Origin of the sequence: Antrihabitans stalactiti (assembly GCF_012932915.1) — a bacterium.
Classification (GTDB): Bacteria; Actinomycetota; Actinomycetes; order Mycobacteriales; family Mycobacteriaceae; genus Antrihabitans; species Antrihabitans stalactiti.
On sequence record NZ_VCQU01000003.1, the window covers coordinates 63035 to 74900 of the forward strand.

The 11866-nt window shown below is 64.6% G+C and carries 13 protein-coding genes; 5 read left to right on the forward strand and 8 right to left on the reverse strand.

Annotation, left to right across the window (positions count from 1 at the left end; all coding sequences use genetic code 11):
- Positions 1-44: 44 nt before the first annotated feature.
- Positions 45-467: an acyl-CoA thioesterase gene (locus FGL95_RS09430; protein ID WP_206071714.1), complete on the reverse strand. Its 423-nt coding sequence runs from the start codon at positions 465-467 to the stop codon at positions 45-47.
- Positions 468-504: 37 nt separating this feature from the next.
- On the opposite strand from FGL95_RS09430, the gene rraA reads away from it, so the two are divergent.
- The gene (gene rraA / locus FGL95_RS09435) at positions 505-984 is read left to right on the forward strand and encodes a ribonuclease E activity regulator RraA (protein WP_169585994.1); all 480 of its coding nucleotides are present in this window, start codon (positions 505-507) and stop codon (positions 982-984) included.
- Here the strand turns inward: rraA and FGL95_RS09440 are convergent.
- Positions 981-1217, reverse strand: coding sequence for an RNA-binding S4 domain-containing protein (locus FGL95_RS09440; protein WP_169585995.1), 237 nt, complete (start codon positions 1215-1217; stop codon positions 981-983). The genes rraA and FGL95_RS09440 overlap by 4 nt on opposite strands.
- A gap of 146 nt (positions 1218-1363) precedes the next feature.
- Here FGL95_RS09440 and lysX point away from each other — a divergent pair, with 146 nt between their 5' ends.
- The gene (lysX, locus tag FGL95_RS09445) at positions 1364-4606 is read left to right on the forward strand and encodes a bifunctional lysylphosphatidylglycerol synthetase/lysine--tRNA ligase LysX (RefSeq protein WP_420838036.1); all 3243 of its coding nucleotides are present in this window, start codon (positions 1364-1366) and stop codon (positions 4604-4606) included.
- A 72-nt stretch (positions 4607-4678) separates the two neighbouring features.
- Positions 4679-5293, forward strand: coding sequence for a histidine phosphatase family protein (locus FGL95_RS09450; protein WP_169585997.1), 615 nt, complete (start codon positions 4679-4681; stop codon positions 5291-5293).
- Here the strand turns inward: FGL95_RS09450 and FGL95_RS09455 are convergent.
- Entirely contained in the window at positions 5290-6627 is a 1338-nt protein-coding gene (locus FGL95_RS09455) for a DUF2252 domain-containing protein (protein ID WP_169585998.1), read from the reverse strand. The two genes, FGL95_RS09450 and FGL95_RS09455, sit on opposite strands and share 4 nt — an antisense overlap.
- Positions 6628-6674: 47 nt before the next feature.
- On the opposite strand from FGL95_RS09455, the gene FGL95_RS09460 reads away from it, so the two are divergent.
- Positions 6675-7547, forward strand: a complete 873-nt coding sequence (locus tag FGL95_RS09460) for an alpha/beta fold hydrolase (protein WP_169585999.1) — start codon at positions 6675-6677, stop codon at positions 7545-7547.
- A gap of 3 nt (positions 7548-7550) precedes the next feature.
- Here the strand turns inward: FGL95_RS09460 and FGL95_RS09465 are convergent, their stop codons facing one another.
- The 4 genes from FGL95_RS09465 to FGL95_RS09480 are packed head-to-tail and all read right to left on the reverse strand — an operon-like array spanning position 7551 to position 10850.
- Positions 7551-8027, reverse strand: a complete 477-nt coding sequence (locus FGL95_RS09465) for a hypothetical protein (RefSeq protein ID WP_169586000.1) — start codon at positions 8025-8027, stop codon at positions 7551-7553.
- A 13-nt stretch (positions 8028-8040) separates the two neighbouring features.
- The gene (locus FGL95_RS09470) at positions 8041-9018 is read right to left on the reverse strand and encodes an OmpA family protein (protein ID WP_169586001.1); all 978 of its coding nucleotides are present in this window, start codon (positions 9016-9018) and stop codon (positions 8041-8043) included.
- Positions 9019-9067: 49 nt separating this feature from the next.
- The gene (locus FGL95_RS09475) at positions 9068-9967 is read right to left on the reverse strand and encodes an SCO6745 family protein (protein ID WP_169586002.1); all 900 of its coding nucleotides are present in this window, start codon (positions 9965-9967) and stop codon (positions 9068-9070) included.
- 10 nt (positions 9968-9977) lie between these two features.
- Complete coding sequence (locus tag FGL95_RS09480; RefSeq protein ID WP_169586003.1) at positions 9978-10850, reverse strand: cutinase family protein; 873 nt, start codon at positions 10848-10850, stop codon at positions 9978-9980.
- 117 nt (positions 10851-10967) lie between these two features.
- Between FGL95_RS09480 and FGL95_RS09485 the strand changes: the two genes are divergently transcribed.
- Positions 10968-11405 carry a lipocalin family protein gene (locus tag FGL95_RS09485; RefSeq protein ID WP_169586004.1) on the forward strand — a complete coding sequence of 146 codons (438 nt, stop codon included), beginning with the start codon at positions 10968-10970 and terminating at the stop codon, positions 11403-11405.
- A gap of 5 nt (positions 11406-11410) precedes the next feature.
- Here FGL95_RS09485 and FGL95_RS09490 read toward each other — a convergent pair whose 3' ends face one another.
- Positions 11411-11839 carry a hypothetical protein gene (locus tag FGL95_RS09490; RefSeq protein WP_169586005.1) on the reverse strand — a complete coding sequence of 143 codons (429 nt, stop codon included), beginning with the start codon at positions 11837-11839 and terminating at the stop codon, positions 11411-11413.
- Between the last annotated feature and the right edge of the window lie 27 nt (positions 11840-11866).

Here is an 11866-nt window from a genome sequence, read left to right on the forward strand (position 1 = left end):
GCGAATCGGCGCCCGCATTGTGGGCAGTCCCATGCAGGCATCGCTTAACGCACATCCCCGAGCGCTGCGCGAAACTCTGCAGGGGGCTCGCGCTTGCCCGAACCGTCGGTGGCAATAACGACATAGACGGTGTGACCGACCAGCACCGGAGGTGCACCGACACGATTCGACACCCGAAACTCCATGGTGAACGAGGTGCGACCCAGTTTGATCAGCTCCACCTCGACAGCAACGTCATCGCCCCAGCGCAGTGAACCCGACCAGTCCAACTCGGTGTGTACCAACTGCACATCGACGCCCGCCGCGATCATGTCGTCGAACGACATGCCATTGCGCGTGAGGAACGCACCGAACGCCTCGTCCATATACGCGAGGTACCACATGTTGAATACGACGCCCTGCTGGTCGACCTCGAGATAGCGCACAGGCACGGTGTAGGTGAAGGCGTCGGTCACAGGTCCCATCATGCGCCGTGGGTACGACACGGCTGATTAACTGTCCTCCATGAGCGACGACGTAGCCACCGCCGACCTTGCCGACGAGATCGGCCCCGAGATCCGCAGTTGCGACACGCAGTTCACCCAATACGGTGGGCGCGCGGTGTTCGCGGGCCCGATCACGACCATCCGGTGCTTCCAAGACAACTTGCTCGTCAAGCAGACCCTGAACGAGCCGGGCAACGGTGGCGTCCTCGTCGTCGATGGTGATGCGAGCGTCCACACCGCACTGGTCGGCGACATCATTGCTGGTCGCGGGGTCGACAACGGGTGGGCAGGCGTGATCGTCAATGGCGCGGTGCGTGACTCGGCGATCCTGCGGACACTCGACATCGGCGTGAAAGCACTCGGCACGAATCCCCGCAAGAGCACCCAGACCGGCTCCGGCGAACTCAACGTCCCCGTCGAATTCGGCGGTGTGACGTTCAACCCCGGCGAGACCGTCTACAGCGACGACGACGGCGTGGTCGTTCGCGCCGACGCTTAGGACTCGGACGCCACGCGAACGGATTGTCCGGCGACCGTCACCAGGTCGCCCGCTCGAAGCTGTCTGCCACGCCGTATTTCGACCTCGCCGTTCACATCGACCTGTCCATCAGCGATAACGATCTTGGCTTCCGCACCGCTGTCGATCAGGTTGGCCAGCTTCAGGAATTGACCGAGTCGAATCGACTCGTCACGAATGGTCACTTCTGGGACGGATCGATCACGACGCGGCATGGTGGCAATCTTGCAGGGCACACCGGACTACGGTCTACTCGAAAGTGCCGGGGATTAAGGAGAACTACGCTGTGACCAGCAAGTTGGACGAACGCGCGGTCGACGAGCAGCATCGGAGCACGGCGCGCCCATGGGGGCGGCGCCTATTGTCCGAAGTGCCCCACCTCGCTGGGCTGATCGTCGGCATCTTCACCGTGTTGTCCTTCTTCTGGAGTATTTCTCCACATTTGCGACGGCTCACGCGAATCCCGCGCGAATACATCGACAACTACTACTTCAGTGCGCCCGACACCAGCCTCGCCTGGACTCTCGTCGTCGGGCTGCTGGCAGGCGCACTCGCAAGCCGCAAGCGGATCGCGTGGTGGCTGCTCACCGTGTATTTGGCACTCTTCACGATCACGAATGCCACCGAAGTTGCGATGAACCGCAACATGAACGCGGCCCTCGCGATCGTTCTCCACCTTCTCGCAATCGGGCTGCTGATCGCCTCGCGCTCGGAGTTCTACACGAAGGTCCGGCCTGGTGCTGTATGGAAGGCCTTGGGGGTGCTGATCGCCGGACTGGCGGTCGGATCGCTGCTCGGGTGGGGTCTGGTGCAGCTGTTCCACGGCACCCTCCAGGGGGTCGAACGACCGCTGTGGGCGCTCAATCGCGTCACAGCCCTGGTCCTCGTCGACAACGAACAATTCGACGGGCATACGTATGGCTTCGTCAATTTCGTCCTCGGCCTGTTCGGCGCAATCGCGCTGCTCGCAGCGGTGATCGTCTTGTTCCGTTCGCAGCGCGCCGATAACGCTCTGACCGGAACGGACGAGTCGGCGATCCGGGGGCTCTTGGAAGGCTCCGACGTCGAGGACTCGCTCGGCTACTTCGCGACCCGACGCGACAAGGCCGTCGTCTTCGCCGCCAACGGCAAAGCAGCGGTGACCTATCGCGTCGAACTCGGCGTGTGCCTGGCCAGCGGCGACCCGATCGGCATGAAGGAGTCGTGGCCGCACGCCATCGACGCGTGGCTGGAGATGAGCGAGCAATACGGCTGGGCGCCTGCTGTGATGGGCGCGAGCGAACTCGGCGCCACCGCGTACAAACGTGGCGGCCTGTCGGTTCTGCAGCTCGGCGACGAGGCAATCCTTCACACCCGGTCGTTCTCGCTGAACGGCAGTGAGATGAAGCCGGTCCGTCAGGCGGTGAACCGGCTGCGCAAGCAGGGGTTCGACGTCCGCATTCGCCGACATCGGGACATCGCCCCCGACGAGATGGCGACGGTCATCGAACGCGCGGACGCTTGGCGAGGAAGTGAAACCGAACGAGGCTTCTCGATGGCCCTCGACCGGCTCGGCGACAGCCTGGACGGCGATTGCCTCCTGGTCGAATGCATCGATGCCGACAAACGCGTGCTCGGCATGATCTCGCTCGTGCCATGGGGGCGCGCAGGCGTCTCGCTGGATCTCATGCGTCGCGACCCCAAGGGTCCGAACGGTGTGATGGAACTGATGATCTCGGACCTCGCGCTGAACTCCGATCGCTACGGCGTCACGAAGGTATCGCTGAACTTCGCCGTGTTCCGGTCAGCATTCGAGGAGGGCGCGCGTATCGGCGCCGGACCGATCCTGCGCGTATGGCGCAGCGTCCTGCTGTTCTTTTCCCGCTGGTGGCAGCTGGAGGCGTTGTACCGCTCGAACGTGAAGTACCAGCCGGAGTGGGCGCCGAGATACCTGTGCTTCGAAGACAACCGTGCAATTCCGCGCGTCGCCATCGCGTCGGCGTTGGCCGAGGGATTCATCCCGCGGTTCGGCCGCGATTCGGGGCCGAAACATACGGGCACACACGAATCGGTACCGACCGCCCTCGCGGAGGGCGGTGCGTTGCACTCCGACGGCAGTGCTCCGGACACGACGGACTGCGAGCCGGCAAAAGCAATCGGGCCGCGCCGCCCCGACCAGGTCCGGGTGCGGATGGCCAAGCTCGACCGGCTCACCGCCGCAGGCATCGACGCCTACCCGGTCGCATATCCCCCGACGCACTCCATCGACGCCGCTCGGAAATCGCCCATCGGCACGACCGTCCGCCTCGCCGGCCGGTTGTTGCGAATCCGCGACTACGGCGGCGTGGCCTTCGCCGTACTGCGCGACTGGTCGGGTGACATTCAGCTGCTCATCGACCGCGCGCGAGTCGGCCCCGACAAGACCGCGGAATTCGCATCGTATTTCGATCTCGGCGACCTGATCGAAGTCAGCGGCACGATCGGGACCAGCCGCAAGGGCGAGCTTTCGCTGCTCGCATCCGACTGGCGGATGACCGGCAAGTGCTTGCACCCGCTGCCCGACAAATGGAAAGGCTTGTCCGACCCCGAGGCTCGGGTGCGCCAGCGCTACGTCGACATGGCGATCAGTCAGGAGACGCGGGAGATCACGGTCGCCCGAAGCGCGGTCGTTCGGTCGCTGCGGGGCACGTTGAACGACTGGGGTTACCTCGAAGTCGAGACACCGATCCTCCAACAGGTCCACGGCGGTGCGAACGCGACACCGTTCACCACGCACATCAATGCCTACGACCTGGACCTCTACCTCCGGATCGCGCCCGAGCTCTACTTGAAGCGGCTCTGCGTCGGCGGCATGGAGAAGGTGTTCGAACTTGGCCGGACCTTCCGCAACGAAGGGGTCGACTTCAGCCACAACCCAGAATTCACCATCCTCGAGGCGTACGAAGCGCACAGTGACTACGACCGGATGCTCGTCAAGTGCCGCACCCTGATTCAGAACGCGGCCATCGCGGCGCACGGTGAAGCGATCGCTCTGCGACCGGGTCCGGACGGCAAGCTCGTACCGGTCGACATTTCCGGAGAGTGGGCGGTCAAGACGTTGCACGGCGCGGTCTCCGAGGCGCTGGGCGAAGAGATCACGCCCGACACCGAGGTCCATACGTTGCGTCGGCTCTGCGACAAGGCGGGCGTGCCTTTCCAAACTGCATGGGACGCCGGGCAAGTGGCGCTCGAGATGTACGAGCATCTCGTCGAGGACCGCACCGAGGCACCGACGTTCTACAAGGACTTCCCTACCTCGGTCTCGCCGCTGACGCGATCACATCGAACGATCGCGGGGGTCACCGAACGCTGGGACCTCGTCGCCTGGGGCGTCGAGTTGGGCACCGCCTACAGCGAACTCACCGACCCGGTCGAGCAGCGGCGACGCCTCACCGAGCAGTCCATGCTCGCCGCGGGCGGCGATCCGGAGGCGATGGAATTGGACGAGGACTTCCTGCAGGCCCTCGAACACGCAATGCCCCCCACCGGCGGCCTCGGCATGGGCGTCGACCGCGTGGTCATGCTCATCACCGGCCGCAGCATTCGCGAAACCCTCCCCTTCCCCTTGGCCAAACCTCGCCAGTAGCCCCTCGTGAGTCTTTTTGGAGTCCAGGGACTCCAAAAAGACTCACGAGGGGTGGGTGGCAGAGTAGGGCGAGTGCAGCTCCTGATGGTTCGTCATGCCTTGCCGTTGCGGATCGACCATGCGGCCGAGGGAGCGGATCCCGGACTGGCCGAGCTGGGCATCGAACAGGCAGGACGGGTGCCCGATGCACTCGCGCGCCACCGGATTGTGCGGGTCGTCGCAAGTCCGCAGGCTCGCGCCAAGCAGACGGCAGCTCCGACCGCGGCAAAGCTCGGTCTCGATGTCGAGATCGAAGACGGTATCGCCGAATACGACCACGGACTGAGCACCTACATCCCCATCGAGGATGCGAAGACCGAGTTCCGCGCGATCTACGACCGGATCAAGAGCGGCCACCTGCCCGAGCAGATCGACGGACCGGCTTTCATCGGTCGAGTCATCGAGTCGGTCGGCGCATTGGCCGCTTCGGTCGACCATGACGACACGATCGTCGCCTTCACCCACGGCGGGGTGATCAACTCGTACTTGCAGAACGTGCTGGGCAGCGAGAAGACGCTCGCCTTCCCGATCGACTATTGCTCGGTCACGCGAATCCTGTTCTCCCGCAACGGTAAGCGCACGGTCGCGAGCGTCAACGAGACCGAGCACGTGTGGGACCTGCTGCCCCGCAACCGCAACCGCGACTAGAGACCCGGGATTCGGCCGTTTCGGAAGAGGTCGACGAAGATCTGGTGGTCCTGCCGGGCGCGGGCACCGTAGTCGTGCGCGAACTCGACCAGCATCTTCGCGAAGCCGTCTTCATCGGTCGCGATCGCCTTGTCGATCGCGTGCTCGGTAGAGAACGGCACCAGGCTCTGACCGCTCGATGATGCGTCCGCGGCTGCGTGCGCCGTCGCGGTAGCGCGACCGAGGCAGTCGATGACGGCCGTCAAGTCGTCGGGTTCGTTCACGTCGGTCCAGTCGAGATCGTTTGCGTATGGCGACACCTCGGCGATCAGCTGACCCTGACCACGAAGGACCGCGTAACCCAGCCACGGATCGGCGTGTGACTGCAACGCGCGCTGCGAGATCACCGTTCGATGACCTTCGTGCTCGAAGTAGTTGCGGATCTCGGGGTCGGTGATGTGTTTGCACACGGCCGGCGTCTGACCCTGCTTCATGTAGATGATGACGTCGTTTTCGAGCGCGTCCGTATAGCCCTCGAGCAGCAGGTTGTACGACGGCAAGCCTGCGCTCCCGATCCCGATCCCGCGCCGGCCGACCACATCTTTGACGCGCAGCGCGCCCGGTGTTGCGCGAGTGGTGGACGGCAGCGTGTTGAGGTAATCCTCGAAGCTGGCGAGAACGTCCGCCTTCGTGGACTCGTCGAGCGGAATCACCCCACCACCGCTGCGGAAGTGCCGGTCGTAGGAATCGATGGCCGTTTGGCTGTCCAGCAGCTCTACCCGCGTCAACAGTCGGGCTTGGTGCAGGGTGTCCAGAATCGGTCCGGTGGCGGTGTCGAGAGTGAATTCGGCCCCGCGGCCCTCGTGGGCGAGGTCACGGATCTGGCTGCGATAGGCCTTCGCAAAGGCCGTGACGAGATCGCTGATCGTCGCGTCCGACAACGCCTTCGCGTATCCGATGAGCGCGACGCTGGCTGCGAGGCGCTGAACGTCCCAGGTGAACGCTCCTACATACGCCTCGTCGAAGTCGTTGACGTTGAAGACAAGTCGGCCTTCGGAGTTCATGTACGTGCCGAAGTTTTCGGCGTGCAGGTCGCCGTGAATCCACACCCGGCTCGTCTGCTCGTTCAGGTAGCCGGCGCCGTAGGAGTCGTAGGGCGTTGTGGTGAGGTCTGCGTAGAACAGTCCCGCGGTGCCTCGATAGAACGCGAACGGTGAGGCCGCCATCTTGCGGAATTTGACGCGAAACGCGGCAGCGTCATTCGCGAGCAGTTCGCCGAAGGCGTGGTCGAACACTTCCAGAATCGTCTCTGCCCGTTCGGGTTCACGATCAGCGGCGACGATTGGCGCAGACATGGTGAAAATCATGCCACTCGCGCCCAGTGTGGCAGGGTGGTTGACAAATGTGCAGCGAGCAGATCGTCCAAAGCAACGGCGTCGAGTTGTGTCTAGAGACCTTCGGCGACCGCGTCGATCCCGCGATCCTGTTGATCGCGGGCGCGGGGAGCTGCCTGCTGTCATGGGACGAAGAGTTCTGCCGCCGACTCGCAGACGCTGGCCGCTTCGTCATCCGCTACGACAATAGGGATTCGGGCAGGTCGACGAGTTACGAAGTCGGCAGTCCGCCGTACTCGCTTAACGACGTCGTGAGCGACGCTGTCGGACTGCTCGACGCGCTCGCGATCGACCGTGCTCACGCTGTCGGTGTCTCCGGCGGTGGCGCGGTGACACAGTTGCTCGCGCTCGATCACCCTGACCGAGTCGACACGATCACTCTCGCCTCGACGACGCCAGGCGGACCCGGCCACGAAGCTCTGGACCTGCCGCCCATGTCGAGCGCGCTGGCCGAAGCCTTCTCGGGCGAGGAACCCCAACAAGATTGGTCGGACCGGACCGGCGTGGTCGAGAGTCTCGTCGCCTTCGAGCGGCTGTTCGCCGCGCAGACAGTGGAATTCGACGCGGCCGCGTCAGCCGAGTTCTGGGGCCGGGTGTTCGATCGGACTGTCGACATCGCCGCGCAGATGACCAACCCGTTCCTTATCGATGCCGGCGAGCCGTGGCGAGCGCGACTCGGTGACATCGCTACTCCCACTTTGGTCCTGCACGGCACCGAGGATCCGCTGTTTCCGTACGAGCACGGCCTTACGCTGGCCAAGGAAATCCCCCGCGCATCGTTCGTCGCGATGAAGCAGACAGGTCACGAGAATCCCCCGCGACGCGTGTGGGACGTCGTCGTTCCCGCGCTGCTCGAGCACACTTCTCGTCGTAGCTCGTAGATCTCAGCGTGGTTGCTGCGGCCGCGGCGGCCATTCCCGATAGATCAAACCTGGTGCGGTCACGCCGTTCTCGTCGTGGAGGATCGGGGGCGTAGAGCTCCGCGCAGGCGGCGCGACGACCGGCGGCTCCGTGAACGGATCGGGAATCGGCGGCGCCGAAGGCCCAGGCATCGGCAGCGGCGCAACCTCGGGTGCGAAACTCTGCTCGGCCGCTCGCGGTTCCGGCGCGAAGGACTGTTCCGGTGTTCGGGGTTCAGGTGCCCGAGGTTCAGGCGCCCGAGTGTCAGGGGCGTAGCGCTGCTCGGGGGCTTGGTGGCGCCCTCCGGTCGGCGGCACGTAGCCGCCCATCGCAGGCACGAACTCTTCGGTCACGTCCACGGTTTTCTTACGGAACACCAACGCGATGGCGAACCCGATCAACAATCCGACGACGAATGCGATGAAGATCCAAATCCACATCTGCCCCAACAGGTAAGTCATGGCTGCCCCCTTTCTAGAGAACGATGATCTCAACGCGGCGGTTGGCCGTCTGGCCTGCGGATGTGCTGTTCGTATCGACAGGCCTGCTCGACCCGAAGCCGACCGCGTCGATACGGTCGGCGGCAATGCCGAGCTCGACCAATCGCGCCTTCACAGTTCTGGCGCGCTGCTCGCTCACAGCCTGCGAGTTGACGTTTTCACCGGTGTCGGCCACGTGACCGTCCACTTCGATCCGCACGCGCGTCGGCCGCAACAGGTCCGCCACCTTGGCGACCGTCGCACTGCCTTCGCTGGTGAGATCGGAAGAATTCGGGCTGAACGCGATTCGGCCGCCCGCAATCAACTGGTTGATCTGTTGCTGCAGAGCAGCCTTGTCGCCTTGCTGCGGCTGCTGCGTTGGGAGCGGCGGAGAAATCCGCCGGGCATCCTCGACTGCGGCACGGACCTGCGCCGGATCGAGCACCTGCGCGGCCGAATTGAAAGTGAGTTCATCAACGACGGGTGCTCCACCCGACGCTGCGCGGGCAGCGTCCACCACAGCGTTTCGCGCGTTCTCGTCACGAACGTCGCCGGTGAGAACGATCTTGTCGCCGACGATTCGAACTTCGAACGGTTTGCCCGTTGCCGCCGCCGCGGGTGCGATGACGCCGTCGACGTCGGCGACTCGGACTCCGTCGACACCGAGGACCGTGTCTTTCGCCGTCTCTGCACGGTCCGACGCGACGTTGGAAATGGTGGCGTCGCGACCGTCGAAATCCACCCGAACGTCAGGAAGGCCAGCGCTCGCGAGTGCGACTTCTGTTCGTTGCCGGAGATCGTCCTCGACGCTGCTGCGGCCGACGAAGACGGCGAGCGCGGTGATCGCAATCGGCACGATCACCAACGCGATCAATAGTGGCAACCACGGCAGTCGGCGATAGTGCGTCGTCGTGGTGAGTCGTCGAATGGCAGGCTGACCAGGTCCGGGTGGTTCGAACATCGTGCTGGACATGTCACTCCTCATCCCCCATGCCACCCGAACGGCTGCGGCTTCGCAAAGATTACCCGGCCGACGGGCGCGCGAGGGGTTGCAAACCCATCGGGTTACCCGCCATGAAGCCACCGCCGTCGAGGACTGCTCCCACGATCGGCCGCGCAAGGTCGAACAACCGCTGGGTGCGCTCGAGCCCCAGTGCACGCCAGGGCGCGTCGGAGCCCTCGTCCGTTCGCTCTTCGACCCAGGTTCGAAGCCGCGCACCTTCCGCGGTCAGCGCGTCGTTGGCATCGAGCAGACCGCGCTCGCGTAAGCGATTGGACGCGTCCAGCCAATCCTGCTCAGGCCACGCGCGCGACTGCGCAAGCGTTGCAGCAGAGACTCTTCCGGACGCCGCCATCACGACGAGGCACTCGCAGGGGTCGAGGCGTGCGGTGACCAGCGCCGCGACATGTGCGTCCCCACGCGATTCGCGCAGCAATGTCTGCGCATGCCACAGCGCCAGGTGTGGCTCGACGGGCCATTCCAACGCTTCGTTCGCTGCCGCCAGCGCGCGTCCAGCGAACTCTGCCGCGCAGGCTGCCTCGCGCCCGAGCGCGGCTGCCTCCGCCAGTTCATCGGACGCGAGGACCTCTGGCGTCAAGAGCCTGCGCAGCGCGGAGTCCACACCAGCAACGCGAGCAGCGAGCAACTGCTCGGGCGAGGCGACCTGCCACACATCCGGGATGGCGCGAACCACCCGTGACCGGTTGAAGTTGTAGAACGTCGCCGTCACGATCTCGGGCGCTACCGCGCCCAAAGGTGCCGCCCGACAACCGAAGTAGCCCATCCAATAGCCCTTGCACCCCGCCGCGTCGGCCGCGGCCTTCGCCTCGGGGCTGAAGTAGGTCACGGCATGGTAGGGCTCGAGCGCGCGCCACATCGTGCGCGAAGTGCTGTCGCCGGACGGGTCCTCTATGGCGGTCATACGACCCACGCTAGGCGATCTGGCTCAACCACCCATGGACCCAAGAGGTTGCCCAGCCGTAGTCCTCGTGTGTGCGGGTGCCGTAGAACTGCGCAAGCTTGCGGGCGCGTTCCTGATTGGCTTGCGGATTGACCTGACTTTCGAGGATCGGCAGCCCACCGGCGCTCGCTAAATCGCCGAAGATTGCGCCTGCTTCCTGCTGATAACGCCACAGCTGCGCCGGGTTCGGGTCGGACGTCTGCGCGAGGAAACCAGCAAACCGGGTCACGAAGTCGTCGCGGTCGGTCGAGCAGTAGAGATCACCCGGGGTGCAGAAGGACCTGACGGCTGGCGTCACGAACCCGAATCCGCCGACCCGCGCGCCGCCTGCGCCGAATCCGCCCACCGAGGGCCCCACCATCAGGTCGGTCGGCGAACGGCGCGGATCCGAGAGGAGCGCGACCGCCGCCACGCGATTCGGTGACACGACGCCCAGGCCCGTGCCGATCTCGGCTGCGATGTCACCGGCTGCGTCGGCACCTTGGCTGAAGCCGACGATGGCAATACGGCTCGCTGCGCACCGCGATGCGACGCCGGCGATCATTGCTCGCCCGCGCTCGACTGCCTGCTGCTTGGAGCGACCGTAGACCTCGGCCTCCCACGGAAAGGCCGTCGCGGCGTAGCTCACGTACTCGGTCGTGACGTTGCCCGGCAAGCCGTTCGTAGCGTTCGCCAACATTCCGGTCGAATTCCCGCCTGTTTCCCATGTTCCAGGAACCGCGAGCACGTACAGCCCCGGGCAACCCGCGGGATCGGCGCTGGCGGTCGCGGTTCCGACCACGAGCGCTCCAGAAGCAGCTGCTACCAGTGCAGCCGCAACTGCGCCTAGTCTTTTCAATCGCATGTTCCAAGCTCCTGAAGAAATCTCTGTGTAATGCTGACGACCCGATGCTTACATCGACTGATGTCGGAACGATGCACGATCGGTAAACGAAAGTTACCTGGCATAAGGATGGATTCGATGGTTACCCCCGCCGCACGTTCCCTTGTCGCAGTTGCCATCACCGTGCTCACGATCCTCGGCCTGGCGGGCTGCACGGCCGACACCATCAAGGGCACAGCGGTCGCAGCCGACAAGTCCGGCACCGCTTCCAACGAGCCCGACTTGGGCGGAACCCGTTGGCGGACAAACGAATCCAATCAGAACATCCAGATCTTCTTCCTACGCGCCGACGGTTACGTCGACTACAAGACCAAGACGCCCGGCGAGACCGACTTCCGTTCGTATTCAGGCGACGAGGACAACTCCACCTGGACCTTGAGTGGGACGAAGCTCACGCTCGAGATCAACGACGCGTACGCGATTTACACCGCCACGGTGAAGGGCAACAAGCTCGTCGACGGGGCAGCCCACAATGTTGCAGGCGCGAAATGGACCTGGACCGCCGCGAAGCAATAGCGTCGTCAGGCCGCGCGTAAAGCGTCGAGGTACGCCGTGATCGTCGCCGAATCCCAGCCGTGTGCCTCGACCAGACCGCGAGCGATCATGTCCAGATATGCCTGCGCGGGTTCGGTATTCGCGACCTCGCTCTTGGTGTACTGGCTCGTGAAGGTCAGCATTCGGACGCCGTCGCGGGTCCCGACTTCCAGGATGCGGTCGTAGACCGGCGGCTCCTGCGCTTTGACATCGTCGAACTGCCCGCCGGCAAGCAAGTATGCGCGCGCCGGTGCGGTGCCCGACGCCGTCGGGTCGTAGTACGCGCGCCCACCACCCCAAGTCAGCGACTCGCCGGCGAAGTACACGGTGCCCGGCAACGTCACCGGTAGCCACTCACGTGGCCCGGTCGAGTCGCGAGCACGCGCTAAGTACCGGCCAAGCCGTTCGGCGCACATGTTGGAGCCATATGCGACGTACCAGAC